Here is a 25,808-nt window from a genome sequence, read left to right as displayed (position 1 = left end):
TACCTTTTGAGCGGATTAGTCGGTCTAACGTACGATGATTGACCATGAGCACCACCGCCCGTCACGACGGCGCGCTCGAACATCTCGAAGAGTCGCTGGCGCACCACGGCCTGGAAACCCGGGGCATCGAGCCGGTTCCGGACTCCGAGCGCACCGCGACGACCCGCGGTCTGCTGCCCACCTGGATCGCCGCCAACATCACGGTCCTGCTGGTGACCATGGGCGCCGGTCTGGCCGTGTCGTTCGGGCTGAACTTCTGGCAGATCCTGGTGGTGGCCGGTGTCGCGCCGGTGGTGGCCTACGGGCTGGTCGGACTGATCGGCATCGCGGGCAAACGCGGGGGCGCCCCCGGTATGGCCCTGTCACGGGCGGTCTTCGGGCAGCGTGGCAACCTGCTGCCCGGCGGGCTGATCTGGGTGGCGCGCTGGGGGTGGGAGACGATCAACGCGGTGACCGGCGCCTATGCCCTGCTGACCGTCCTGGACGTGCTCTTCGGTGTCCGGAGCAACACCGCGCTGATCATCGCGACCCTGCTGCTCTTCGTGGCCGCGACGTTCGTGATCTCGGGCATGGGCATCAGGCTGGTGCAGCGCTGCAACCGCTGGGCGGCCTGGCTGTTCGGGGCCTTCTCCGTGCTGGTCGTCGGCCGCCTGGTGGTGACGGCGGACTGGGGCAGGGTGTTCGGGCAGGGCGCCGGTTCCACGGCCGCGCTGGTCACCGGGGTCGGTCTGATCGCGGCCGGCGGGATGAGCTGGGCGCCGGCCGCACCCGACTTCACGCGCTACCTGCCGGGTACGGCGTCCTCGACGGCGATCGTGCGCAACACGGCCGCCGGCGCGGGGATCGTCGTACTCCCCCTGGTGCTGGTGGGCGCGGTGACCGCGTCGGCGATGCCCGACCTCGCGGGGGCCGCCGACCCGGTCTCCTTCCTGGGCGCGGCCCTCCCCCGGTGGCTCGCGGTGCCGTACCTGCTGATCGCCCTCGTCGGCATGCTGCTGATCAACGCGATGTCCATGTACTCGGCGGGCTTCACCGCGCAGACGCTCGGCTTCCGCGTCCACCGCCTCTGGGCGGTCTCGGTCAACGCGGTGATCTCGCTCGTCCTGGGCGCCGTCCTGATGCTGGCGGCGACCTCCTTCATGGGCGCCTTCACCGCCTTCCTGGCACTGCTCGCGGTGGCGTTCTCGGCGTGGGTGGGCGTCTTCGGAGTGGACATGCTCCGGCGGCGCGAGTACGACGCCGCCGCCCTCCTCGACACGACCCCGGCCGGCGCCTACTGGTATCGGGCGGGCTTCTCCCCCGCCGCCGTGACGGCCTGGGCGCTCGGGCTGGCGACCGGCCTCCTGTTCACCGGCTCCGACTGGTTCACCGGGCCGCTCGCCACCAACAACCCCGTCGGCCGGTACGGGCTCGGCTGGCTGGCGACGATCGGCCTCTCGGGCCTGGTGTACGCGGTGCTGCCGAAGCCGGCGGTGGTGACGGCGGCGGCCGGGGAGCCCGCGCCTCTGGCTGTCTGACGCACCGTCAGCTACTGTCCCCGCCACAGCCGCCGGCCAAGGTGAAGGGGAACTCCCATGCCCGTCTCGGTCGTTCGCTTCAACCTCGTCGAGCCCGGGGCCGACTCCGCGTCCCTGGGGGCCCGTTACCGGGCGGCCGTGGAGATGGCCGCGTACGCCGACACACACGGGGTCACCACGGTCCAGACCGAGGAGCACCACGGGGTGGACAACAACTGGCTCCCGTCGCCGTTCGCGTTCGCGGGCGCCGTGTTCGGGGCGACGCGCTCCATCGCGGTGACCGTGTCGGCCGTGATCGGCCCGCTGCACGACCCGCTGCGGCTGGCGGAGGACATCGCGGTCCTCGACCTGCTCAGCGGCGGGCGGCTGGTGACGGTGGCCGGGATCGGTTACCGGCCCGAGGAGTACGCCCTGTTCGACGTGGACTGGAAGCGGCGGGGGCGGCTCCAGGACGAGGTGCTGGAGACGGTGCTGAAGGCATGGAGCGGCGAGGAGTTCGAGTACCGGGGCCGTACGGTACGGGTCACACCGCGCCCCTTCACCGACCCGCACCCGCTGCTGCTGGTGGGCGGCTCCTCCAAGGCCGCCGCCCGCCGCGCGGCCCGGCTCGGCCTGCCCTTCTTCCCGAGCGCGCACCTTCCGGAACTGGAGGCTTACTACAAGGAGCGGCTCACCGAGTACGGCACGGAGGGCTGGACGATGATGCCGACGGCCGAGACACCGCTGCTGCACATCGCCGAGGACCCGGACCGGGCGTGGGAGCGGTACGGAGAGCACTTCCTGCACGAGGCCCGGACCTACGCGTCCTGGCAGTCCGGGGACATCCACTCGGCGGTGCGTTCGGGGGCGACGACGGTGGCGGAACTCCGCGCGGAGGGCGTCTACCGCATCCTCACGCCGGAGCAGTGCGTGTCGGCGGGGCTGGACAACCTGGTGCTGCATCCCCTGGCGGGCGGAATGCCGGTCGAGGAGGGCTGGCGAAGCCTACGGCTGTTCGCAGAATCCGTACTCCCGGCCCTGTCGGCATAGGGGGGCGGGCCGCTTCGGCGTGGGGCGGGGGCGAGCCGGGCGCCGCCGGACACCGCCGTCGTGGCCCATCGCCGCCGCGGCGGACACGAGTGGACGGCGGTCAGAAGCGGGTGCCCCGGAAGGGGGGCGGGGGCGAGCCGGGCGCCGCCGGACACCGCCGTCGTGGCCCATCGCCGCTGCGGCGGACAAGTGTGGGCGGCGGTTCAGAAAGCGGGCGGAGCCGGCGGCGGGCGCGCAGGGAGTGGGGCGGTTCAGAAAGCGGGCGGAGCTGGTGGTGGGGGCGCAGGGTGAGTGGGCGTCGGTTTGTGTGGGGAAAGCCGTCGCCCCCGCCCGGGCAGTGACCGGGCGGGGGCGACGGGGGATACGAGGAGAGGGGCAGCGGGGACTTGGCCCTTCTCCCCGAGTTCGAGGGGGCGGGTCAGCCCATCTCCTCCAGCGACTTGCCCTTCGTCTCCTTGACGAACTTGAGCACGAACGGGATGGAGAGGGCCGCGAAGACCGTGTAGATCACGTAGGTCGCGGAGAGGTTCCAGTCGGCCAGCGACGGGAAGCTCGCGGTGATGGCCCAGTTGGCGATCCACTGGGCGGAGGCGGCCACGCCCAGCGCGGCGGCACGGATCCGGTTCGGGAACATCTCGCCGAGGAAGACCCAGACGACGACACCCCAGGACAGGGCGAAGAAGAGGACGAAGACGTGCGCGGCGATCAGGGCGATCCAGCCCTGCGTGGCCGGGAGCTTGCCATCGACCAGGTCGTAGGAGAAGGCCCAGGCCTCGAGGCCGAGACCGATGACCATGCCGACCGAACCGATCAGGGCCAGCGGCTTGCGGCCGACGCGGTCCACGAAGATCATCGCGATCACGGTGCCGATGATGTTGATGATCGACGTCGTGAAGGAGTAGAAGAACGAGTCCGTCGGGTCGACGCCCACCGACTGCCACAGCGTCGAGGAGTAGTAGAACGCGACGTTGATGCCGACGAACTGCTGGAAGACGGAGAGGCCGATACCGACCCAGACGATCGGCTTGAAGAAGAAGGAGCCGCCGAGCAGGTCCTTGAACGTGGACTTGTGCTCGCTCTTCATCGCGTGCTCGATCTCGGCGACGCGGGCGTCCAGGTTCGCGTTCTTGCCCTCGACCTCTTCGAGGATCGCGCGGGCGCGTTCCCGCTTGCCGACGGAGAGCAGGAAGCGCGGGGACTCGGGGATCGCGAAGGAGAGCAGACCGTACAGGACGGCCGGGATCACCATGACGCCCAGCATGACCTGCCAGGCCTCCAGCCCCATCAGCTTGCCGCGCTGGTCGCCGCCGGCGGCGTTGAGCAGACCCCAGTTGACCAGCTGCGAGATGGCGATGCCGACGACGATCGCGGCCTGTTGGAAGGACCCGAGACGGCCGCGGTAGGCCGGCGGGGCGACCTCGGCGATGTAGGCGGGGCCGATCACGGAGGCCATGCCGATGGCGAAACCGCCGACGATCCGCCAGAAGGCGAGGTCCCACAGGGCGAAGGGCAGCGCCGAACCGACGGCGCTGACGGTGAACAGCACGGCGGAGATCTGCATGCACCGGATGCGGCCGATGCGGTCGGCTATCCGGCCCGCGGTCGCGGCACCGATGGCACAGCCGATCAGGGCGATGGCGATGACCTGGGCGAGGGCCGCGGACCCGATGTCGTAACGGCTCCGGATCGCCTCGACGGCGCCGTTGATGACGGAGCTGTCGTAGCCGAAGAGGAACCCGCCCATCGCGGCCGCCGCCGCGATGAAGATGACATGCCCGAGATGATCGGGGTGAGCCGTCCCGGCTCCTGACTGGGGTGCCTGCGCAGTGCTGGTCACAAGAAACTCCTCGGGCCACCGGCAACGCTGCCGGGTGGGGGGTGAGCCCTCTCAGGTCAAGTGGCGCACAGGTTCACGCCGCTCACACCTGAAGGTAAAAGCAACGTTGCAGAGACTATGCCTTCAAGTATCGAAGTCAATAGTCAGGTGAGTGTGACGTTGTCGAGTGATCATCGGAGGAATACGTTCAGTTCTTGAAGGGAACGTGAAGGGATTCCGGTCAGCGCACGTCAGCGCAGGCGCTGGCTGATGACCTTCGACACACCGTCGCCCTGCATGGAGACGCCGTACAGCGCGTCGGCCACCTCCATGGTGCGCTTCTGGTGCGTGATCACGATCAGCTGCGAGGACTCTTGGAGCTCCTGCATGATGCGGATCAGCCGCTGGAGGTTGGTGTCGTCCAGGGCCGCCTCCACCTCGTCCATGACGTAGAACGGGCTGGGGCGCGCCTTGAAGATGGACACCAGCATCGCGACGGCGGTCAGCGAGCGTTCACCACCCGACAGCAGGGAGAGCCGCTTGACCTTCTTGCCCGGCGGGCGGGCCTCGACGTCCACGCCCGTGGTGAGCATGTTGTCGGGGTCGGTCAGGAAGAGCCGTCCCTCACCGCCCGGGAAGAGCCGGCTGAAGACGCCCTCGAACTCCCTCGCCGTGTCCCGGAACGCCTCCGTGAAGACCTGCTCGACACGCTCGTCGACCTCCTTCACGACCTGAAGCAGGTCGGCGCGGGTCTTCTTCAGGTCCTCCAGCTGCTCGCTGAGGAACTTGTGCCGTTCCTCGAGGGCGGCGAACTCCTCAAGGGCGAGCGGGTTCACCTTGCCGAGCTGCTGGTAGGCGCGCTCGGCCGCCTTGAGCCGGCGCTCCTGCTCGGCCCGGTGGAAGGGTTTCGGCTGGTTGCGCGGGTGCTCGGGGTCCTCGGGCAGCATCTCGCCCTCGGCGGGGGGCGAGGGCGGCACCAGCTGGTGCGGGCCGTACTCCGCCATGAGTCCCGCCGGTTCCACACCGAGTTCCTCCAGCGCCTTGGTCTCCAGCTGCTCGATCCGCAGCCGTTTCTCGGCGCCGAGTACCTCGCCCCGGTGAACTGAATCCGTGAGTTTGTCGAGCTCCGCCTTGAGGTCGCGGCCGGTGCCGCGGGCGGCGGTCAGTTCCTGCTCGCGTTGCGCCTTCGCGGCCTCGGCGGCGGCCCGTTCCCGGTCTGCCCGGCCGGCCGAGACCTCGACGTGCGCGAGGAGCTGGCGGGCGCCGGAGGCGACGGCCTCCGCCACGGCCGCCTCGTGGCGCAGCCGGGCCCGGCGCTGTTCGGCACGCGCGCGGGCCTCGCGTTCCGCGCGGGCGGCGCGGTCGAGGGAGTCGGCGCGGCCGGCCAGGCCCTTGACGCGTTCCTCGTGGGTACGGACCTGGAGGCGGGCCTCCATCTCGGTCTGCCGGGCGTTGGCGCCGTCGGCGGCGAGCCGGTCCCGGGCGGAGGTGTCCGGCTCCTCCTCCACCGGCATCTCCTCGGCGACGGCCAGCCGCTCGGCCAGCACCTCGGCCTCTTCGAGGGCCTTGTCGAGGGATTCCTGGGCGCGGGCGGCGGCGGCCGTGGAGCGTTCCGCCTCGCCCGCCGCGCCGCGGGCCTGTCCGGCGAGCCGGCCGAGCTGCTGGGCCACGGCCGACTTCTCGCGGTCGGCGGCGCGGCGGCGTTCGCCGACCTCTTCCACGAGGGCGGCGCAGGACCTGCGGTGGGCCTGGGCCGACTCCTGCGCCTCGGCCAGTTCCGCGCAGCGGACGGCGAGTTCCTCCAGTTCGGCGGCGGCCTCGTCGACGGAGGCCTGCACCTCGAGGAGGCTGGGCGCGCCCGCGGAGCCGCCGTGCGCGAAGTGGGCGCCGAGGAGGTCGCCTTCGGCGGTCACCGCGGTGAGGTGGGGGTGCCGGTAGACGAGTTCTTCGGCGGCTTCGAGGGTGTCGACGACGACGATGCCGTGGAGGAGGCGACGGACGGCGGGCATGAGCTCGGCGGGGCCACGGACGAGAGCGGCGGCGGGTTGCGGGGCGGGGGGTGCGGGGAGGGCGGCGGCCGGTTGCGGAGCAGGGGGTGCGGGGACAGCCCGTCCGCCGGGTGCGGGTGCGTCGTGGTCGGTCGCGCCGTTCCCCGCGCCCCTATGGGGCGCCTGATCGTGTCCGGTGTTGTCCAGGGGGGCGGGTGCCGCGGTGTCGTGGTCGGTCGCGCCGTTTCCCGCGTCCCTTTGGGGCGCCTGGTCGTGTCCCTCGTTGTACACAGTTGGTTCAGGGGTGCCGGACAGGAGGAGGGCTGCTCTGCCGCCGTCCTGTTTGCGCAGGAGGCGGATGGCGTCGGCTGCCGACGCGGGGGTGGTCACGGCGATCGCGTCCGCCGCCGTGCCGAAGGCCGCCGCGAGGGCGATCTCGTGGCCGGGGGTGACCGTGAGGAGTTCCGCGGCGGGGCCCAGGATCCCGGTGAGGCGGTCCTTCGCGCCGAGCAGTATGCCCGTGCCGTCCTTGCGCCGCAGGCCCAGGGCCAGTGCCTCGTGGCGGGCCTGGGTCGCGGCGCGCCGGCGTTCCGCCGCGGTGGTCGCCTCGCGGGCCGCCGTCAGGGCCGCCTCCGCCTCGGCGAGCCGCTGCTTCGCCGTCTCGTGCCGTTCGGCCAGTTCGTGGTCGTCGGCGTCGAGGCCGTCGACCTCGGCCTTGAGCGCCTCGTACTCCTCCTGCGCGGTGACCGCCCGCTCCTGGGCCTCGTCACGCGCGGCGGCGAGCCGGTCGATCTCGGCCTGGGCCGACGCCGCGCGGGACCGGGCCGCACCGGCCTGGCCGTTCAGCCGGGCCAGGCTCTCCCGGCGGTCGGCGATGGAGCGGGCCACGTCCTTGAGCCGCCGTTCCTCCGCGGCCAGCTCGCGCTCCAGCTCGGCGCGGTGCGCCACCGTGTCGTCGAGGGCGTGCTGGGCCGCTTCCAGGGCGGCCTCCAGCTCGGCCTCCTGCTCCCGGACGCGCTGGGCCTCGCGTTCCATGTCCTCGGGGTCGCGGCCGCGCCGCTCCTCGGGGGGCGTGGAGGTGGCGCTCTTCACCCGGGCGTCGGCCAGCGAGATCGTGCCGCGGACCCGTTCGGCGAGCTGGGAGAGTTCGTACCAGGTCTGCTGGGCCCGCTGGAGGCGCGGGGTGAGCTGCCGTACCTCGTCCTCCAGGAGCGACTCGCGCTGGAGGGCCTTCTTCAGCTCCTGCTCGGCGGCTTCCTTGCGTTCCTTGAGGGCGGCCTCGTCGGCGATCTCGGTCTGGAGTGCGTTGCGGAGTCGTACGAGGTCGTCGGCGAGCAGGCGCAGGCGGGCGTCGCGCAGGTCCGCCTGGATGACGGCGGCCCGGCGGGCGACCGCCGCCTGGCGGCCGAGGGGCTTGAGCTGGCGGCGGAGTTCGTCGGTGAGGTCCTGGACGCGGGCGAGGTTGGCCTGCATCGCGTCCAGCTTCCGCAGCGCCTTCTCCTTGCGCTTGCGGTGCTTGAGGACGCCGGCCGCCTCCTCGATGAAGGCGCGGCGGCCCATCGGGTCGGCGTGCAGGACGGAGTCGAGCTGGCCCTGGCCGACGATGACGTGCATCTCGCGGCCGATACCCGAGTCGCTCAGCAGTTCCTGGACGTCCAGCAGGCGGCAGGTGTCGCCGTTGATCTGGTACTCGCTGCCGCCGTTGCGGAACATGATCCGCGTGATGGTGACCTCGGCGTACTCGATGGGCAGGGCGCCGTCGGAGTTGTCGATGGTCAGGGACACCTCGGCGCGGCCCAGCGGCGGGCGGCCGGTGGTGCCGGCGAAGATGACGTCCTCCATCTTGCCGCCGCGCAGCGACTTGGCGCTGTGCTCGCCCATGACCCAGGTGAGCGCGTCCACGACGTTGGACTTGCCCGAGCCGTTCGGACCGACGACGCACGTGATACCCGGCTCGAACCGGAGCGTGGTCGCCGAGGCGAACGACTTGAACCCGCGCAGGGTCAGGGCCTTGAGGTGCACGCCGCTGGACTCTACCCGCCGCCGCTACCCCACTCCACGAAGCCCCGCAACCCCGCGGTTTCACGTATGAACATGCAGGGCACACCAGACGTTAAAGACGGTGAAAGGATGCGCGGGGCTACAAGCGGGTCGGGGCGCAGGGGGGCAAGAAAGAAGGGACGCCGGAGCGTCCCTTGCAAATCTTGACAACTTGAGCGGTTGGAAGGGCTGCCCAACCACTGCATATGTGCTGTTGTGGAGCGATGCAGCGATCAGGTGAGCGCAGGCTCCGCCTGGTGTGCGTCGATGCTCTCCATGATCCTGTCGTGAGAAGCGGCAGCCGTCAGCGCGTCGTTCTCGGCCTGGATCCGGCCGAGCTCGGACTCGAGGTCCTGGACACGCTGCTGGAGCCGTCGCATCTCGGCGAGGAGTCGCGGGTCGGAGCCGCCGACGTAACCGAGAAGCGCCTTTGCCATGATGGATGGTCCTCCACACTGAGTGACCGACCGAAGCGGTGTGGGTCGTGAGGGATCGCACCCGCGGTGCTTGACACATCCGAGTGTTGCTCGACTGTTGCGCCATGCCAAACAACTAAGGTGCGCGGGGCTTTCAGCGTCTCACCAAAAAGTTTGACGGTCAACACGATCACGCCCCGTATTGGCGGGCGAACCCGGGGGAACGCGGCCCTGGCGGGCGGCGCTGCGACTCCGGCGGGGCCCTCGGGGCGTGACGGTCAGGCGTATCAGCGGAGCCTGCCACGGCGCGCGCTTCTTGGCAACCACCAGGCCCTTTCTGCTTCGGGCACATGCCGGTGGCAGTTCGCTCCGCTTCCGTCCGGGTCCTTCACCGCGCGGAGTCAGCGGATGGCGAAGCCGTCGTAGCCGCCCCGCGGTGTGTCCCAGATCTCGGTGACACCGTCGACCCGCCCGGGCGTGTCATCGCCCTGGAGCCAGTCGAGCAGACCTTCGCAGCCCTTGCGGGGGCCCTCCGCGACCACCTGCACGCGGCCGTCGCCCAAATTGAGAGCAAAACCACTCAGCCCGCCGATCTCCAGTGCCTTGGCCCGCGTGAACCAGCGGAATCCCACGCCCTGCACCCGTCCGCGGACCCAGGCGACCAGTCGCACATCCTCACTCATGGGTGCAACCTAACCGGCCAATGTCACTCGGGACACTGCCTCCCCCAGCGCCATGCGGTACCGTCCCCCTCCAATGAATCTCATATGAAACTCACTCGATCGAGTGAGTCTGGTTGACCAGAAGGAGTCATTGGCCACATCGGCCCCTGGTCGGCCCCGACCGCGAGGACGAGGGAAGAAGGCAAGGACATGGGACGCCACCGACGCTCCGCCGCCGGCCGCGCCGCCACGGGCCGCGCCACAGGGGTCACGGAGAACAACGACCCGTACACGGGCGGCCACGACCCGCAGGACTCTTACGCGGCCCTCCGGTTCGGCACGGGCACCGCGCCCTACCTGCACCAGGAGGAGTACTCCGACACCAACGCGCGCAGCTCGGCCTACCTGTTCGCCACCGAGGGCGACTACGCCCGTTTCATGGACACCACCGCCTTCCCCGTCGAGGAGTTCACCCCGGCCGGCGGCTCCTCCGGCGGCGGGCACCGGCGCCGGAAGAAGGGCGGACGGCCCGTCGCCACGGGTCTGCTCGGGGTCTCGGCCGCCGTCGCCATCGGCACCGTCGCGGTGGCCTCCGGTGTGGTGCCGGGCCTGGAGAACTACAAGCTCGGCGGCACCAGCAGCACCGGCGGCGACCGGGTGCAGGCCGCCGGCGTGCCCAGCAACACGGCCTCCGAGCAGGGCGGCACCTCCGGCAGCGCCGAGAGCCGCGGCACCGGTTCCTCGACCAGCCGGGACACCCAGCGCTCCGCCTCGCCGGCCGCGCCGGCCTCCCCGTCCGCATCGGCTTCCAAGTCCGCCTCCGCTTCGCCCACCCCGACGAAGCCGGCTGCCGAGAAGCCCACGCCCAGCGCCACGCCGTCCACGGAGAAGCCGGCGGCGACGCCCTCCAGGACGGCCACCAAGGCGCCGGCGCGGGCGGCCGCGCCGATCACCGTGTCCCAGGCGGCCGCCGCCGAGGCCGAGGTGCTGAAGCTGGTGAACGAGGAGCGGGCCAAGGTCGGCTGCAGCGCGCTGTCCGCGAACTCCTCGCTGACCAAGCTGGCCGAGACGTTCAGCGAGGACATGGCGGCGCGGGACTTCTTCGACCACACCGACCCGGACGGCAAGACGCCGTGGGACCGGGCCGCGGCGGCCGGCATATCCAACCTCGGCGGCGAGAACATAGCCCGGGGCCAGGCCGACGCCCAGGCCGTCATGGACGCCTGGATGAACAGCGAAGGCCACCGTGCCAACATCCTGAACTGCGACTTCAAGACCCTCGGGGTCGGCGTGCACTTCGGCGCGGGCGGCCCGTGGTGGACGCAGGACTTCGGCTACTGAACCCGGCCCGCTGTCCGCGGGCCGCTCAGCGGAGGGTGCGCTAACCGACGGTTAGCGCACCCTGTCAGTTAGCGCTGTGTTCCCGTACCCTTGGTCCATGACCGTCACCCAGGACCGCGCCGAGGAGACGCCCCCTCCGTACGACGCCTTCGCCAGGGCCTGCCCCTCGCGCACCACCCTCGAACACGTCATGGGCCGCTGGGGCGGACTCACGCTCAGCGCCCTGCACGAGGGGTCGTTCCGGTTCAACGAGCTGCGCCGCCGGGTCGACGGCGTCAGCGAGAAGATGCTCTCCCAGACGCTCCAGGCCCTGGAGCGCGACGGCCTGGTGCTTCGCGAGGCGCAGCCGACCAACCCGCCGCGCGTCGACTACGAACTCACCCCGCTCGGTCACGAGGTCGCCGAACGCCTGCTGTCCGTCGTGCACTTCGTGGAGAGCCGGATGGACGAGGTGCTGGCCGCCCGGGTGCTTTACGACGAGACGCGCGGCGCCCGCTGACACTTCGGGCAGAAGTAGCTGGACCGGTTCATCCAGGGGCGCCTGCGCATCGGCGTACCGCACCGCCGGCAGGGCAGCCCTTCCCGGCCGTACGCGTCCAGGGAGCGGTCGAAGTACCCCGACTCGCCGTTCACGTTGACGTAGAGGCTGTCGAAGCTGGTGCCGCCGACCGCCAGGGCCGCGTTCATCACGTCCCGCACATGACCGAGGAGTTCCGTGGTGCGGGGGCGGGTGAAACCGGCGGTCGGGCGTTCGTAGTGCAGACGCGCGCGCCAGAGCGCCTCGTCCGCGTAGATGTTGCCGACCCCGCTGATCAACGACTGGTCCAGCAGGGCCCTTTTGATGGTGGACCGCTTCCGGCGCAGCGCCTCGTGGAAGGCCTCGTCGTCGAACAGCGGGTCGAGGGGGTCGCGGGCGATGTGCGCGATGACGTCGGGCAGCCCGTCGAGGGTGTTGTCGTGCAACGACAGCCCGCCGAAGGTGCGTTGGTCCACGAAGCGGAGTTCGGTGCCGAGGCCGTCCGCGAACCGGACCCGGATGCGCAGGTGCTTCTCGTCCGGTGCCGCGTGCTGCTGGACCAGCAGCTGACCGCTCATGCCGAGATGGGCGAGGACCGACTGGTTCGTGTCCTCCAGCGGCAGCCACAGGTACTTGCCGCGCCGGCTCGGAGTGCCGACGCGATGGCCCTTGAGCCGGTGCGCGAAGTCGTCGGCGCCGGCCACGTGCCGTCGTACGGCACGCGGGTGCAGGACCTCGGTCTCGGCTACGACCCGGTGGGCGACCCACCGCTCCAGGCCGCGCCGTACGACCTCGACCTCGGGCAGTTCGGGCATCGGGGCTCCCGTTCCAGGACCGTGGAAGACTCCGAGCGCCCGCCCCGGCTGGTGCCGGGGCGGGCGCTCGGACTGCGCTGTTCGTCAGGCGGAGGCGGTGGACGACGAGTCGTCGTCCTTCTCGGCCTCGGCTGCGGCGGCCCGCTCGGCTGCCGCGGCCTCGGCCCGCTCGTCCGCCGCGGCGCGGATCGCGCGCCACGCGGACTCGGCGGCTTGCTGCTCCGCCTCCTTCTTGCTGCGGCCGGTGCCGGTGCCGTACGAGACGCCTCCGACGCGGGCGGCAGCAGTGAAGGTCTTCTCGTGGTCGGGGCCGGTCTCCGTGACCAGGTACTCGGGCACGCCGAGGCCCTCCGTCGCGGTGAGCTCCTGGAGACTGGTCTTCCAGTCCAGGCCGGCTCCGAGGTTCGAGGACTTCTCGATCAGTGGGTCGAAGAGCCGGTGCACCAGCTCGGACGCCGAATCGAGGCCCTGGTCGAGATAGACCGCGCCGATCACCGCTTCCAGGGTGTCGGCGAGGATGGACGCCTTGTCCCGGCCGCCCGTGCCCTCTTCACCGCGGCCGAGCCGGATGAAGGAGCCCAGGTCGAGTCCGCGACCCACCTCCGCGAGCGCACGCGAGTTCACCACCGCGGCCCGGAGCTTGGCCAACTGGCCCTCCGGCAGGTCCGGGTGGGTGTTGTACAGCGTGTCCGTCACGACAAGGCCGAGGACGGAGTCACCGAGGAACTCCAGCCGCTCGTTCGTCGGCAGACCGCCGTTCTCGTACGCGTAGGAACGGTGGGTCAGTGCACGCACCAGAAGGGCGGACTCGAGCTTGTAGCCGAGCCGCCCTTCCAGAAGCGTGTGGGACGAGGCCGTGCTGTCCGCTTTCTTCTTGGCGGACGGGTCCGCCTTGGGCTCTTCGCCCTTCTTGGGACTGGACACAGTGCCTCTCACCTGGCCGCTCAGACTTCGAGGACCTGGCGCTTGTTGTAGGTGCCGCAAGACGGGCACGCGATGTGCTGCTGCTTGGGCTCGTGGCAGCGCTCGCACGCAACCAGGGTGGGGACCGCAGCCTTCCACTGCGACCGGCGGTGGCGCGTGTTGCTGCGCGACATCTTCCGCTTCGGAACAGCCACGGCTACTTCTCCTGCTTCTCGTCGACGCCCGCTTCCGCGTCAGCGCCGCTCATCTCGTCCTTCTCGCCGTCCTTCATGGAACCGGCGAGTCCCTGCAAAGCCGCCCAACGGATGTCGACGGCGTCATGGTGGTGGTCCGGGTCGTCCGTGAGCCGGGCTCCGCACTCGGAGCACAGGCCCAGACAGTCGTCCTGGCACACCGGCTGCATCGGCAGTGCGAGCACCACCGCATCACGCAGCACGGGTTCGAGGTCGAACAGGCCGTCCTCGATGAAGTACCTGTCCTCGTCGTCCTCGGCGTCGTCGCCCGGTTCCGCGATCACGCGGCCCCGGTCGTCGGCGTCAGGGTACGAGAACAGTTCCTGGAAGTCCGCTTCGAGCTCCTGCCCGACCGGCTCCAGACACCTTACGCACTCCCCCTCGGCCTGTGCACGGGCGGTGCCGGTGACGAGCACACCTTCCATGACCGACTCGAGCCGGAGTTCGAGCTCCACCGGGGCGCCTTCCGGCACTCCGATGACTCCCTTGATACCGAAGTCCTGGGGAGCGTCGATCGTGCGGGTCAGGCGCTGCAGGGCACCAGGACGCCGTCCCAGCTCGTGTGTGTCGAACACGAACGGGTTGCGGTGGTCGAGGCGCGCGTGAGGAGCCATTCCTGCTTTCGATCTTCGAGCTCAGAGGGACGCCGTCCGGAGGGAGTCTCCGGGCAGCGTTGATCGCGAACGTAGACGCGACCGAAGAGCCAGGATACTGGACCTTTCGCTGTCGGCCCAATCCGGCCGGTGCCGGCCGGCTCCCGGGGTGCCCGGCTACAGTCCCCGGCCCTGCTCGTAGGCCCTCAGCTGCTCCGGCGTGATCATGCCGGTGTCGAAGAGGCTGGTCTCGTCGAGATCGTACGACTGGTGCGCCTGGTGCTGGACGGCCGGTTGCTGCTGGGGGTCGTAGACGGGCTGCTGGCCGGTTTCGTAGCCCTGGTAGGCGGCGGCGTACGGATCCGCCTGCTGGTAGCCGTAGGGGTCCTGCTGGTAGCCGTACCCGTCCTGCTGGGCGTACGCGGGCTGCTGCTGTTGCGGATAGCCGTACGGATCCTGCGCCACGGGCTGCTGCACCGGCTGCTGGTCGTACGACGGCTGCTGCTGCGCGGCGGCGGGCTGCTCGGCCTGCGCGGCCGCCCGGTCCTCCTGGTCGGCGAGGGCCGCCAGGTCGGCGAGGTAGTCGGCGTCGCTGGAGTGCTGGAAGGTCGTGTTGTCGTCGGCCAGCACGCCGAGGGCGTCGGTGGCGATCCGGCCGTGCAGCTTGGCGCGGCCCTTGCCGACCGCCTCCAGGGTCTTGGCGAGGACCGCCTCGAAGGCGCCCAGCTTGGCGTCCACGTAGGCGTCGGCGTCCCGGCGCAGGGTCTCGGGGTCGTGGCTGCGCTCGGGCGCGTCGTCTTCCTCCGGGTCCACGTAGCCCTGCTCGTCGAGGCCCGGGCCGGTGCCGAGCAGCTTCTCGCGGCCGCGGCCGACCGAGCCGAGCGTCTTGGTGAGGACGACCTCGAAGTTGGCGAGCTTGGAGTCGACGTAGTCGTCGGCGTCGGCGCGGACCTCCTCGGCCTCCTGACGGGCCTCGGCGAGGATCCGGTCGGCCTCGGTCTGGGAGCGCCGGGCCACCTCGGTGTCCGAGATCAGCGAGCCGCGTTCGGCGTGCGCGGTCTCGATGATCCGCTCGGCCTCCATCCGGGCCTGCTCGACCATCTGGTCCCGGTCGCCGATCAGCTCCTGGGCCTGCGCGAGGGAGCCGGGCAGCGCCTGGCGCAGCTCTTCCAGCATCGCGAGCAGGTCGGCGCGGTTGACCACGCACGACGCCGACATGGGCATGGACCGGGCGCCCGAGACCGTGGCCACGATCTCGTCGAGCTTCTTCTGCACGTCCACCTGTGCTCGCCACTCTCTACAGCTGGGTTGGAGACGGACGGGACGACTGTAGCCCCATCAGTCCCTGTCGAGACGCTTGTTGAGGGCTTCCAGGACGGGCGGGGGAACCAGGTGCGAGACGTCGCCGCCCCACTGGGCGACCTCCTTGACCAGCGAGGAGGAGAGGAAGCTGTAGGTGGGGTTGGTCGGCACGAAGAGCGTCTCGACGCCCGACAGACCGTTGTTCATCTGGGCCATCTGGAGTTCGTAGTCGAAGTCGCTGACGGCACGGAGACCCTTGACGATGGCGGGGATCTCTCGCTGCTTGCAGAAGTCGACGAGGAGGCCGTGGAAGGCCTCGACCCGGACGTTCCCGTAGTCGGCGGTGACCGTGCGGATCAGGTCGATCCGCTCGTCGATCTCGAACAGGCCCTTCTTGGACTTGTTGATCATCACGGCGACGTAGACCTCGTCATAGAGACGGGAGGCACGGGCAATGATGTCGAGGTGTCCGTTAGTGATCGGGTCGAACGACCCGGGACAGACGGCGCGGCGCACTTGTGATCCCTCGCTCTCCGGTCCGGTCATCGTGCGTCTTCGCACGTAGAGGCGGCGCGACCGTACCAAAACGTTCCCTCGCCGTAGCGACGGGACCGGAGAGGTTCGAAGCCGGTCGGCCAGCGGAAATCGCCGCCTCTGGTGCTGCGCTCCACGGTGACGAGGGCGTCGGGCGTGAGCCAGCCCCCTGAGTGGAGTGTGAGGAGAATCTCCCGAAGATCGTCGTCGGAGACGGCGTACGGGGGGTCCAGGAAGACGATGTCGTACGGCTGTGCCGGCGCCGGTGACTGGATGATCTGTTCCGCTTTGCCGGCCCTGACTTCGGCGCCGGGCAGGCCCAGATTCTTGACGTTTTCACGTACGACGCGGGCTGCTCTCGCGTCGGCCTCGACGAGGAGAGTGTGGCCGGCGCCCCGGGAGAGGGCCTCCAGGCCCACGGCGCCGGAGCCGGCGTAGAGGTCGAGGACGCGTTCGCCGTCCAGGGGGCCGCCGAGGAGGGACTGCCAGGTGGAGAAGAGGCCTTCGCGTGCGCGGTCCGAGGTGGGGCGGGTGCCTGTGCCTGGTGGCACCGTCAGCCGACGTCCGCCGGCTGCGCCTGCGATCACGCGGGTCATCTCGGGTCCTTCTTCGGGGGCGGCTTCACGGGTTCAGTTTGGCAGGCCTACGGGGGTGGGTGCCGGTGTGCGACGGCGGCCGCGGGTGCGGTGTGGCTGGTCGCGCAGTTCCTCGCGCCCCTGAGGTGGTCACCTCTAGCCCTTTTCCAAGTACTGCTCTCTCTCCTCGTCCAGGAGGGCGTCCAGGGCCGTTCGTAGACCGGGGAGGTCGGTCAGTTCGGGGTCTCGGGCCACCAGGGCCGTTGCCTCCTCCCGCGCCTCCGCGATGATCTCCTCGTCCTCGATGACCGCCAGGACGCGGAGGCTGGAGCGGGCGCCTGACTGGGCCTGGCCCAGGACGTCGCCCTCTCTGCGCTGTTCCAGGTCGATCCGCGACAGCTCGAAGCCGTCCAGGGTCGAGGCGACCGCCGTCAGGCGCTGGCGGGCCGCGCTGGCCTCGGGCATCTCCGTGACCAGGAGGCAGAGGCCGGGGGCGGAACCCCGGCCGACGCGGCCGCGCAGCTGGTGGAGCTGGGAGACGCCGAAACGGTCGGCGTCCATGATCACCATGGCGGTGGCGTTGGGGACGTTCACGCCGACCTCGATGACCGTGGTGGCGACGAGGACGTCCGTGCCACCCGCGGTGAAGCGGCGCATGACCGCGTCCTTGTCGTCCGGGTGCATGCGGCCGTGCAGGACCTCGACGCGGAGCCCGTTCAGCGGGCCCTTGGCGAGGTGGTCGGCCACGTCCAGGACGGCCAGCGGCGGGCGCTTCTCCGCCTCGTCCTCGGCGGACTTCTTCGCCTTCTTGGGGTCGGCCGCCTCGTCGGCGTCGTCGCCGATGCGGGGGCAGACGACGTACGCCTGGTGGCCGTTCCCGACTTCCTCCCTGACCCGTTCCCAGGCGCGGGACAGGAAGTGGGGCTTGTCGGCGGCGGGGACCACATGGGTGGCGATCGGGGACCGACCCGCCGGGAGCTGGTCCAGGACCGACGTCTCCAGGTCGCCGAAGACCGTCATCGCGACCGTGCGCGGGATGGGGGTCGCCGTCATGACGAGGAGGTGGGGCGGCTGCTTGCCCTTGCCGCGCAGGGCGTCCCGCTGCTCGACGCCGAAGCGGTGCTGCTCGTCGACCACGACCAGGCCGAGGTCGTGGAACTGGACCTTGTCCTCGATCAGCGCGTGGGTGCCGATGACGATGCCGGCCTCGCCGGTGACCAGGTCGAGCATGGCCTGGCGGCGGGCCGCCGTGCCCATGGAGCCGGTGAGCAGGACGACCTTGGTGGCGTGGTCCGCGCCGCCCAGCATGCCGCCCTCCGCCAGCTCGCCCATCATCTCGGTGACCGAGCGGTGGTGCTGCTGGGCCAGCACCTCGGTGGGCGCCAGCATGGCCGCCTGACCGCCGGCGTCGACGACCGCGAGCATCGCGCGGAGGGCCACCAAGGTCTTGCCCGAGCCGACCTCGCCCTGCAGCAGCCGGTGCATCGGGTGTTCCGTCGCCAGGTCGTCGAAGATCTCCTTCGAGACCTTCTTCTGGCCGTCCGTGAGGGTGAAGGGGAGGCGGTCGTCGAAGGCCGTGAGGAGGCCGTCGGGGGACGGTTCGCGGGCCACCGCCGGGAGTTGGGCGTCGGCGTGCCGACGGCGGGCCAGGGCCACCTGGAGGACGAAGGCCTCGTCCCACTTGAGGCGGTCGCGGGCCTGGGTGATGTCCGCCTTGGTGCCCGGGCGGTGGATCTTGAGGAGGGCCTCGGGGAGCGGGACCAGTCCGCGGCCCTCGCGGAGGGAGGGGGGCAGCGGGTCCAGGGCCTCCTGGGCGCTGGGCAGGACCGTCTGGACCGCCTTGCCGATCTTCCAGGACTCCAGTTTGGCGGTGGCCGGGTACAGGGGCAGCAGGGCTCCGGCCCAGCTCTCGACCGATTCGGCGGGGTCGTCGCCGCGGAGCAGTTCGTAGGCCGGGTGGGCCAGTTGGAGGCGGCGGTTGAAGACCGAGACCTTGCCGGCGAACATCGCGCGGGTGCCCGGCAGGAGTTCCTTGTGGGGCTTGTGCACGCCGGCGCCGAAGAAGACCAGTTGGAGCCGGCCGCTGCCGTCGGTGATCGTGACCTCCAGGCGCTGGCCCTTGCCGCGGGGCGCCTTGGCGGAGGCGAACGTGTGCAGGCGGGCGTCGGCCACCATGGCGACCACCGTGACGTGTTCGTCCATGGGCAGGTCGGCGAGGTGGGTGAGCTGGCCGCGCTCCTCGTACCTGCGGGGATAGTGGTGCAGGAGGTCGCCGACGGTGTGCAGGCCGAGATGCTCGGCCATCACCTTCGCGGTGGCGGGGCCGAGCACTGACTTCAGCGGTTGTTTCAGTGGTTCTTCCAGTGCGGGCACGAGATCCATTGCACACCACGCCACTGACAATCCCGGATACGGTTCGGGAAACACCTGGTCAGACGGTCGTTTTGAGTCATAGGATGGCGCGCTCCGGCCATCCTTCCGCGGTCACCGCCCCATCAGGGACCGCCCGACCCCGCGCCGACCACGTCTTCCCCCCTCCGGCGCAGCGACGATGGATTCCCAGACCTCACAGTCATCCCAGGCATCACAGTCACCTCATACGTTCCAGGTCGACCTGCGTGGTCTGGTGGACCTGCTCTCCCATCACCTGTACTCCAGCCCCAAGGTCTACCTGCGCGAGCTGCTGCAGAACGCCGTGGACGCGATCACCGCGAGACGGGCCGAGCAGCCCGACGCCCCGGCGCGGGTGCGGCTGTACGCGGACGGCAGTTCGCTCCGGGTGGAGGACAGCGGCGTCGGGCTCACCGAGTCGGACGTGCACAGTCTGCTGGCGACCATCGGGCGCAGCTCCAAGCGGAGCGACGGGCTTCAGGAGGCCCGCTCCGACTTCCTGGGCCAGTTCGGCATCGGGCTGCTGGCCTGTTTCGTGGTCGCCGAGCGGATCCGGGTGGTCAGCCGCAGTGCCCGGACGCCGGGCGCGCCGCCCGTGGAGTGGACGGCGCGCGAGGACGGGTCGTACACCGTGCGGACGCTGCCGCCCGAGGCGCGGCCGGAGCCCGGTACCACCGTGCATCTGGTGGCGCGGGCGGGTGCGGCGGAGTGGCTGGACGAGCGGCGGGTGCTCCAGCTCGCGCGGGACTTCGGTTCGCTGCTGCCCTACGACGTCCGGGTGGGCGAGGAGGCGGTCACCGACCTGCCCGCGCCCTGGGACCGGCCGTACCCCTCCCCCGCGACCCGCCGGGTGGCGCTGGCCCGGCACTGTCACGAGCTGTTCGGGTTCACCCCGCTGGACTCGATCGCCCTGGACGTGCCGCTGGCCGGGATCCGGGGCGTGGCCTACGTGCTGCCGTCGGCGGTGAGTCCCGCCCAGCGGGCCACCCACCGGGTGCACCTGAAGGGGATGCTGCTCACCGAGCGGGCCGAACAGCTGCTGCCCGACTGGGCGTTCTTCGTGCGCTGCGTCCTGGACACGGACAGTCTGCGGCCCACCGCGTCCCGCGAGTCGCTGTACGAGGACGAGACGCTGGCCGCCGTGCGGGAGGCGCTCGGTGAGCGGATCCGGTCCTGGCTGACCGGTCTCGCGGCCGGGGATCCGGAACGGCTGTCCGCCTTCCTGTCGGTGCACCACCTGGGTGTGAAGTCGCTGGCCCGGCACGACGGGGAGATGCTGCGCACGATGTTGCCGTGGCTGCCCTTCGAGACGACCGACGGGCAGCTGTCCCTGGAGGAGTTCGCGCAGCGGCACCCGGTGGTGCACTTCACGCGGACGGTCGAGGAGTACCGGCAGGTCGCGCCGATCGCCTCCGCGCAGGGCGTCGGGGTGGTCAACGGCGGCTACACGTACGACAGCGAGCTGGTCGAGGCGCTGCCGTCGGTGCGGCCGGGGACCGTGGTCGCGGAGCTGGACGCGGACACCGTGACCGCGCACCTGGACGCGGTGGACCCGGCGGAGGAGCTGGCGCTGGCGGGGTTCCTGGCGGTGGCGCGGGCCAAGCTCGACCCGTTGCAGTGCGACATCGTGCTGCGGGCCTTCCACCCCCTGTCGGTGCCCGCCCTGCACCTGGACGACCGTGCCGCCCGCCATGAGCAGGCCCGCGCGGAGGCCGAGGAGCAGGCCGACGACCTGTGGGCGGGCATCCTGGGCTCGCTGCGCGGCAGCGCGCCCCGCGCGCGGCTGGTGCTGAACCACCTGAACCCGCTGATCCGGCGGATCAGTTCGCTGAAGGACCCGGAGCTGATCGGCACCGCGACCGAGTCGCTCTACGGTCAGGCGCTGCTGATGGCCCAGCGTCCGCTGCGGCCGGCCGACTCGGCGCTGATCAACCGCTCGTTCATCGGCCTCCTGGAATGGGCCACTCATGGGGAGGCCGATCGCTGATGAGCGGAACCGACAGGACCGCCGACTTCGACTCGCTGCGCCGGGCGATGGCGGAGAACTCCGAGGAGCCGGAGGGGCCCGCCCGCAACGCGCGCGCGGAGCAGCTGCTTGCGGAGGCCGAGAAGCTGAACATCCCGCTGGCCGTGATCGAGGCGCTCGGGCACCAGCTGAAGGTCTACAACTACAGCTCCGAGAAGGACAAGATGTTCGTCCCGTTCGCGCGGCTGCTGCGGATGTGGGACGAGCGGCCCGGGGACTTCGACGAGTACGAGACGCATTCGCTGCACTGGGTCTTCAAGTGGATGACGGCCGGCATGCTCGACCAGCCGCACATCCCGCTCGCCTCGATCGAGAAGTGGCTGGGCGAGATGGAGCACCGCTACCGGCTCGCCGGGCACTCGGAGCGGGCCGTGCGCAGCGCCGAGTTCAGCGTCGCCGGGCACATCGGTGACCTGCCGCGCGCGGAGCGGGCGTACGCGGCCTGGCTGGCGGCGGACCGGGACCGGATGGCCGACTGCCACGCCTGCGAGCTGCACGGTCAGGGCGGCTGGCAGCTGCGCAACGGCCGGGACGAGGAGGCCCTGGAGCTGTGGCGGCCGGTCCTGGAGGGCGAGTACAGCTGCGCCCACGAGCCGCACACCGTCCTCGCCTCCTCGCTGCTCCCGCTGCTGCGGCTGGGCCGGGCCGACGAGGCCCGCGCCCACCACCTGCGCGGTTTCCGGCTGGTCCGGCCCATGGAGAGCATGCGGGGCGCCTACGCCGACCATGTGGAGTTCTGCGCGCTGACCGGCAACGAGGCACGGGGTCTGGAGCTGCTGGCGGAACGTCCCGCCTACTTCACGGACAGCGGGCAGCCGCGCAGCCGGATGGACTTCCTGGCGGTCGTGGCGCTGCTGATGGACCGGCTGACCGGACTGGGGCTCGGCGAACAGCGGGTGCCGGGTCCGGCCGGACGGACCTGGACCGCCGGCGAACTCGCCGGGCACGCGCGCGGGGAGGCCCTGGAGCTGGCCGCCCGGTTCGACGCCCGCAACGGCACCTCGTACGTGGGCGACCAGCTGCGCGAGCGCATGGCGCGGCAGCCGCTGGCGGACCGGCTGCCGCTGGGCGTGCGGGCGGTGCGCACGGCGCCCGCCCGGCCGGCCGGGCCGGCCGTTCCCGCGCCCCCGGCGGAGCGGCCGGGGCTGCCGGAGCTGCTCGCCGAGGCGCGCCGGCTGTCGGACACGCTCCAGCCGCACGCCCTGGAGGCGTGGGCGGCGGTCGCGCGGGCCGCGGAGGAGACCGAGGTGGACACGTACGTCCGTGCGGAGATCACCGATCACACGGCGATGGGGCGCGGCCCGGAGGGCGTCGAGCTGTTCGAGCGGGCGGCCGAGCTGTACGCGGAGGCGGGCGACCGGGGCGAGGCGATCGCGGCCCACGCGCGCGCGGCGTACGTACGGGCGCTGTCCGGGGAGCTGGACGAGGCGCTGGCCGGGATCGACGAGCCGTACGACCGGATCCTCGCGCTGTACGCCGAGGACGCGACGGGGGTACGGCAGACGGCCTCCGTGCTGATGAGCCGGGCGCGGATCCTGATGCGGCAGGTGCACGAGCGGTCGACGGGCGCCGCGGAGGCCGAGCGGGCCGTACGGGAGCTGCTGGCGCTGGTCGGCGGGCGGGGCGGGTCCGACGTACGGCTGGTGTCCCGGGCGGCCGAGGGGCGGGCGATGCTCGCCGAACTGGCCGAGCAGGCCGGGGACGGGGAGCGGGCGGGCGAGCTGTTCCGGCAGGCGTCGGCGCAGTTCGTCGGCGCGGAGCTGCCGTGGTTCGCGGTCGAGTACGAGGTCCGGGTGGCCGGGCTCGCCCACGAGCAGGGTGACCTGGCCGAGGCGGAGCGGGCGCTGCGCTCGGCCCTGGAGCACGGTGGACCGTACGTGGAGCCGGTCGGGCGGGCCCAGCTGCATCTGCAGCTAGCCGAGGTGGTCGGCGGGCGGGGCGCGGCCGAGGAGGCCGCCGACCACGCTCTCCAGGCCGCGCACTGGGCCGACGAGGCCGGCGAGAGCGGCACGCTGGGCGCCTGGGCCCGGCACCAGCTGGGCGGCTTCCTGCTGCGGCAGGGCCGGTTCGCGGAGGCGGCCGAGGTGCTGGAGTCGGCGCTGGCGGATCTGCGGGCCGAGACGCACGGGGACGGCGTGGTGGTCCAGACGCAGTGGTGGCTCGGGGACTGCCTGAGCGAGCTCGGCGAGCACCACGCGGCGGCCGAGCGGCGGCTCCAGGCGGCCGAGATCGCCCGGCACTGGCCCGAGCAGCACGATCACGCCACCCTGGCCCACCTGGCGGCCGAGTCGCTGGGCAACGCGGGACTGCCGGTGGAGGCGGACCGGGCGTACGTGCGGGCGGGCGAGCTGTGGCGGGCGATGGGCAACGTGCACTTCCTGGTGCGGTCGCTGCGTGCCCGGGCCTGGCTGGCGCTGCGTACGGAGGACGGGCCGGCGGGCGCGCGGAAGCTGATGGCGGACGCGGTCCGGGAGTGCGAGGCGGCGCTGGAGTCCGCCGCGGACCCGGCCGCGGCGGAGCGGCTCGCCGGTGAACTCGGTCACACCCACCGGCAGTTCGGTGACCTGCTGGCCCGTTCGGTGCCCGAGGACGCCGAGGACACGGCGATCCAGGCGGCGTTCGAGGCGGCGCTCGCGGAGATGACGACGGCGGTCTCGGTGTTCGCCGGGCTCGGCGCGGACGCGGTGCACAGCCGTACCGGTGCCGAACTCGCGGCGGGCTGGCTGGAGGCGGACCTGAGCCGTCCGGCGGACGCGGCGGCACGCGCGCGAGCGGTGCTGGACGCCTATGCGGGGGCCGACCCGGCCGACGAGACGGTCCGGGCCCGGCAGGCGGAGGCCCGGCAGCTGCTGGAGCCCACGGAGGGCTGAGGGGGGCGCGCGGTCAGGGGTTCACTCGACGCCGATGAGGAGCGGGGCGCCCTGCCGGCCGCCGTCGTAGACCACCGTGTCGACGGCGAGGTACGCCTCGCGCACGCGTGCCCGCAGGCGGTCGGCGACGCCCTCGGGCGCCTCGTCGCCGAGGACCAGGGTGACCAGTTCACCGCCGGCCTGGAGCATGCGGTCCAGGACGGTCTCGGCGGTGGCCGTGACGTCCGAGCCGATCACGGCCACGTCACCGTCGACGAGCCCCAGCACGTCCCCGGCCTGGCAGATGCCGGCCATGGTCCAGGACTGGCGTTCGGCGACCACGACCTCGGCGTAGCGGGTGGCGCCGGCCGCCGAGGTCATCTGGACCACGTCCTCGTCGAAGCGGCGGTCCGGCTGGTGCACGGCGAGCGCGGCGATGCCCTGGACCGCCGAGCGGGTCGGGATGAGGGCGACCCGGATGCCCTCCGCGCGGGCCTGCTCGGCCGCCGCGGCGGCGGTGTGCCGCAGGTCGGCGTCGTTGGGCAGCAGCACCACCTCGCGCGCGTGGGCGCGCCGTACGGCGTCCACCAGCTCCCCGCTGGCGGGCGGCTCCCCGGGGCGGGCGAGCACGGCGGTGGCACCGGCCTCGGCGTACAGTCCGGCCAGCCCCTCCCCCGGTACGACGGCCACCACGGCCCGCTGCACCCGCTCGCGCGGCGCCCGTTCCCCGCCGGCGTGCGCGTCCCCGGCGCCGAAGTGGGTGATCCGGATGCGGTGCGGCCGTCCGGCCTCGACCCCGGCCTCCACGGCCGCGCCCGCGTCGTCGACGTGCACATGGACGTTCCACAGGCCGTCGCCGCCGACCACCACCAGGGAGTCGCCGAGGGCGTCGAGCCTGGTCCGCAGCCGGTCCACGGCGCTCTCCTCGGCCTCCAGCAGGTAGATGACCTCGAAGGCGGGCCCGGCGGCCTCGGCGCGGTTCTCGGCGCGGGCGTCGGAGACGGCGTCCACGCGCGCGTGGACGAGCGGACCCGCCCCCGCGGCCCGTGCGTCGAACGTGGCCGGCGTCTCCCCCGTGAACGCCTCCACCAGCGCTCCCAGCACCGCGACCAGGCCCCGGCCGCCGGCGTCGACCACTCCGGCCCGCTCCAGGGCGGCCAGCTGGCCCGGGGTCGCCGCGAGCGCCTCGCACGCGCCCGCGTAGGCGGCCCGCGCGACCGCCGCGCAGTCGTCCCCGGTCCCGTCGGCGGCGGCCGCGGCGGCGGTGGCGACCGACAGCACGGTGCCCTCCACGGGATGGGCGACGGCCTGCCGGGCGGAGTCGGCGGCGTGCCGCAGGGCGAGCCGCAGCCCCTCGCCGTCGATGTGAGTCGCCTCACCCTCGGTGAGGACGTGGGCCATGCCGCGCAGCAGCTGCGCCAGGATCGTGCCGGAGTTGCCGCGTGCGCCTATGAGGGCCCCGTGCGCCATCGCGTGGGCGGCGTCGGCGAGGGTCGGGACCTCCTCGCCCAGCTCGTAGCCCGCGAAGACGGCCTCCACGGCGCCCGCGGCGGACTCCACCGTCAGGTAGAGGTTGGTGCCGGTGTCGCCGTCGGCCACCGGGTAGACGTTGATCGCGTCGATCTCCTCGCGTGCCCGGCCGAGCGCCCCGAGCGCGAGAGCGCACCAGGTGCGTACCGCGAGAGCATCGAGGAATGTCTGCGGCACCTGCGCCACCTGCGCCTCCTTGAGCTGGCCGGACGTGGACGCAGCGTAGACCCCGCAGGGGCGGAAACCGGAAGAGGGCCGGGAGCGGGCCCCTGAGCTGCCATGCTAGTTTCGTCTAACCGTCGCAGCCGTTGTATGCTGCTCCGGTTGCCCGATCTGATCGGGCCATTCCCCTGGCAACGCCAATCAAGATCTCAGATCCATTCGATCTCGATCCCGGCAAGCCGGGATTCAACCGTAAGTGCATCTGAAGTCTTTGGAGTGACCCGTGGCTGCCAACTGCGACGTCTGCGGCAAGGGGCCGGGCTTCGGCAACAACATCTCGCACTCGCACCGCCGTACGTCCCGTCGCTGGAACCCGAACATCCAGCGTGTGCGTACCGTGGTCGGCGGGACGCCGAAGCGCGTGAACGCCTGCACCTCGTGCATCAAGGCCGGCAAGGTCTCGCGCTGACGCACTGTCGCTGAGCGCGCGGCCACCGCTGGTTCGCTGCACTGAGCCGGTCCACCGAAAGGTGGGCCGGCTTTTTGCC

20 protein-coding genes are annotated in these 25,808 nt (G+C 71.7%); 7 read left to right on the top strand and 13 right to left on the bottom strand.

What is annotated here, in order from left to right:
* The first annotated feature begins 44 nt into the window (after positions 1–44).
* Positions 45–1,517 (top strand): cytosine permease, encoded by a 1,473-nt coding sequence (locus tag MB828_RS25145; RefSeq protein WP_301650189.1) that lies wholly within the window; start codon positions 45–47, stop codon positions 1,515–1,517.
* A gap of 57 nt (positions 1,518–1,574) precedes the next feature.
* The gene (locus MB828_RS25140) at positions 1,575–2,546 is read left to right on the top strand and encodes an LLM class flavin-dependent oxidoreductase (protein WP_301650188.1); all 972 of its coding nucleotides are present in this window, start codon (positions 1,575–1,577) and stop codon (positions 2,544–2,546) included.
* 418 nt (positions 2,547–2,964) lie between these two features.
* On the opposite strand, the gene MB828_RS25135 is transcribed toward MB828_RS25140, so the two are convergent.
* The 4 genes from MB828_RS25135 to MB828_RS25120 all read right to left on the bottom strand — a co-directional run bounded on the left by MB828_RS25135 (position 2,965) and on the right by MB828_RS25120 (position 9,489).
* Positions 2,965–4,383: a sugar porter family MFS transporter gene (locus MB828_RS25135; RefSeq protein WP_133027296.1), complete on the bottom strand. Its 1,419-nt coding sequence runs from the start codon at positions 4,381–4,383 to the stop codon at positions 2,965–2,967.
* Positions 4,384–4,613: 230 nt separating this feature from the next.
* Positions 4,614–8,372, bottom strand: coding sequence for an AAA family ATPase (locus MB828_RS25130; RefSeq protein WP_301650187.1), 3,759 nt, complete (start codon positions 8,370–8,372; stop codon positions 4,614–4,616).
* Between the two features lie 251 nt (positions 8,373–8,623).
* Positions 8,624–8,827: a hypothetical protein gene (locus tag MB828_RS25125; RefSeq protein WP_030048901.1), complete on the bottom strand. Its 204-nt coding sequence runs from the start codon at positions 8,825–8,827 to the stop codon at positions 8,624–8,626.
* 380 nt (positions 8,828–9,207) lie between these two features.
* Positions 9,208–9,489 (bottom strand): acylphosphatase, encoded by a 282-nt coding sequence (locus MB828_RS25120; RefSeq protein ID WP_133027294.1) that lies wholly within the window; start codon positions 9,487–9,489, stop codon positions 9,208–9,210.
* 189 nt (positions 9,490–9,678) lie between these two features.
* Here MB828_RS25120 and MB828_RS25115 point away from each other — a divergent pair, with 189 nt between their 5' ends.
* Complete coding sequence (locus MB828_RS25115) at positions 9,679–10,809, top strand: CAP domain-containing protein (RefSeq protein ID WP_301650186.1); 1,131 nt, start codon at positions 9,679–9,681, stop codon at positions 10,807–10,809.
* Between the two features lie 97 nt (positions 10,810–10,906).
* Positions 10,907–11,308, top strand: a complete 402-nt coding sequence (locus tag MB828_RS25110; protein ID WP_301650185.1) for a winged helix-turn-helix transcriptional regulator — start codon at positions 10,907–10,909, stop codon at positions 11,306–11,308.
* Here the strand turns inward: MB828_RS25110 and mutM are convergent.
* The 8 genes from mutM to recG form a co-directional block, all read right to left on the bottom strand.
* Positions 11,281–12,141: a bifunctional DNA-formamidopyrimidine glycosylase/DNA-(apurinic or apyrimidinic site) lyase gene (gene mutM / locus MB828_RS25105; RefSeq protein WP_133027289.1), complete on the bottom strand. Its 861-nt coding sequence runs from the start codon at positions 12,139–12,141 to the stop codon at positions 11,281–11,283. The two genes, MB828_RS25110 and mutM, sit on opposite strands and share 28 nt — an antisense overlap.
* A gap of 84 nt (positions 12,142–12,225) precedes the next feature.
* Positions 12,226–13,077, bottom strand: a complete 852-nt coding sequence (gene rnc, locus MB828_RS25100; RefSeq protein WP_301650184.1) for a ribonuclease III — start codon at positions 13,075–13,077, stop codon at positions 12,226–12,228.
* An 8-nt stretch (positions 13,078–13,085) separates the two neighbouring features.
* Positions 13,086–13,259: a 50S ribosomal protein L32 gene (gene rpmF, locus MB828_RS25095; RefSeq protein ID WP_003951102.1), complete on the bottom strand. Its 174-nt coding sequence runs from the start codon at positions 13,257–13,259 to the stop codon at positions 13,086–13,088.
* Positions 13,260–13,261: 2 nt separating this feature from the next.
* Positions 13,262–13,912: a YceD family protein gene (locus MB828_RS25090; protein ID WP_133027287.1), complete on the bottom strand. Its 651-nt coding sequence runs from the start codon at positions 13,910–13,912 to the stop codon at positions 13,262–13,264.
* 156 nt (positions 13,913–14,068) lie between these two features.
* On the bottom strand, positions 14,069–15,172 hold the full coding sequence (locus MB828_RS25085; RefSeq protein WP_133027286.1) for a cell division initiation protein: 1,104 nt from the start codon (positions 15,170–15,172) through the stop codon (positions 14,069–14,071).
* A 57-nt stretch (positions 15,173–15,229) separates the two neighbouring features.
* Entirely contained in the window at positions 15,230–15,709 is a 480-nt protein-coding gene (gene coaD / locus MB828_RS25080; protein ID WP_046733979.1) for a pantetheine-phosphate adenylyltransferase, read from the bottom strand.
* Between the two features lie 26 nt (positions 15,710–15,735).
* Positions 15,736–16,323: a 16S rRNA (guanine(966)-N(2))-methyltransferase RsmD gene (gene rsmD / locus MB828_RS25075; RefSeq protein WP_133027285.1), complete on the bottom strand. Its 588-nt coding sequence runs from the start codon at positions 16,321–16,323 to the stop codon at positions 15,736–15,738.
* Between the two features lie 135 nt (positions 16,324–16,458).
* Positions 16,459–18,684, bottom strand: a complete 2,226-nt coding sequence (gene recG / locus MB828_RS25070) for an ATP-dependent DNA helicase RecG (RefSeq protein WP_301650183.1) — start codon at positions 18,682–18,684, stop codon at positions 16,459–16,461.
* Between the two features lie 169 nt (positions 18,685–18,853).
* On the opposite strand from recG, the gene MB828_RS25065 reads away from it, so the two are divergent.
* Positions 18,854–20,680, top strand: a complete 1,827-nt coding sequence (locus tag MB828_RS25065; RefSeq protein ID WP_133027283.1) for an HSP90 family protein — start codon at positions 18,854–18,856, stop codon at positions 20,678–20,680.
* On the top strand, positions 20,680–23,589 hold the full coding sequence (locus MB828_RS25060; RefSeq protein ID WP_301650182.1) for a tetratricopeptide repeat protein: 2,910 nt from the start codon (positions 20,680–20,682) through the stop codon (positions 23,587–23,589). The genes MB828_RS25065 and MB828_RS25060 overlap by 1 nt, the downstream gene beginning before the upstream one ends.
* 21 nt (positions 23,590–23,610) lie before the next feature.
* Here MB828_RS25060 and MB828_RS25055 read toward each other — a convergent pair whose 3' ends face one another.
* Positions 23,611–25,284, bottom strand: coding sequence for a DAK2 domain-containing protein (locus MB828_RS25055; RefSeq protein WP_301650181.1), 1,674 nt, complete (start codon positions 25,282–25,284; stop codon positions 23,611–23,613).
* Between the two features lie 259 nt (positions 25,285–25,543).
* Between MB828_RS25055 and rpmB the strand changes: the two genes are divergently transcribed.
* Positions 25,544–25,729, top strand: a complete 186-nt coding sequence (gene rpmB, locus MB828_RS25050; RefSeq protein WP_003993230.1) for a 50S ribosomal protein L28 — start codon at positions 25,544–25,546, stop codon at positions 25,727–25,729.
* Positions 25,730–25,808 lie beyond the last annotated feature (79 nt).

This window comes from Streptomyces arenae, assembly GCF_022343545.1.
Taxonomy (GTDB): domain Bacteria; phylum Actinomycetota; class Actinomycetes; order Streptomycetales; family Streptomycetaceae; genus Streptomyces; species Streptomyces humi.
Note: the sequence above shows the minus strand (reverse complement) of the source record. Positions and strands in the feature narration are given on the sequence as shown.

Coding starts and splice junctions, on each gene's coding strand:
- MB828_RS25145 (WP_301650189.1), top strand. CDS start 45: ATGAGCACCACCGCCCGTCACGACGGCGCGCTCGAACATCTCGAAGAG.
- MB828_RS25140 (WP_301650188.1), top strand. CDS start 1,575: ATGCCCGTCTCGGTCGTTCGCTTCAACCTCGTCGAGCCCGGGGCCGAC.
- MB828_RS25125 (WP_030048901.1), bottom strand. CDS start 8,827: ATGGCAAAGGCGCTTCTCGGTTACGTCGGCGGCTCCGACCCGCGACTC.
- MB828_RS25120 (WP_133027294.1), bottom strand. CDS start 9,489: ATGAGTGAGGATGTGCGACTGGTCGCCTGGGTCCGCGGACGGGTGCAG.
- MB828_RS25115 (WP_301650186.1), top strand. CDS start 9,679: ATGGGACGCCACCGACGCTCCGCCGCCGGCCGCGCCGCCACGGGCCGC.
- MB828_RS25110 (WP_301650185.1), top strand. CDS start 10,907: ATGACCGTCACCCAGGACCGCGCCGAGGAGACGCCCCCTCCGTACGAC.
- mutM (WP_133027289.1), bottom strand. CDS start 12,141: ATGCCCGAACTGCCCGAGGTCGAGGTCGTACGGCGCGGCCTGGAGCGG.
- MB828_RS25090 (WP_133027287.1), bottom strand. CDS start 13,912: ATGGCTCCTCACGCGCGCCTCGACCACCGCAACCCGTTCGTGTTCGAC.
- rsmD (WP_133027285.1), bottom strand. CDS start 16,323: ATGACCCGCGTGATCGCAGGCGCAGCCGGCGGACGTCGGCTGACGGTG.
- recG (WP_301650183.1), bottom strand. CDS start 18,684: ATGGATCTCGTGCCCGCACTGGAAGAACCACTGAAACAACCGCTGAAG.
- MB828_RS25065 (WP_133027283.1), top strand. CDS start 18,854: ATGGATTCCCAGACCTCACAGTCATCCCAGGCATCACAGTCACCTCAT.
- MB828_RS25060 (WP_301650182.1), top strand. CDS start 20,680: ATGAGCGGAACCGACAGGACCGCCGACTTCGACTCGCTGCGCCGGGCG.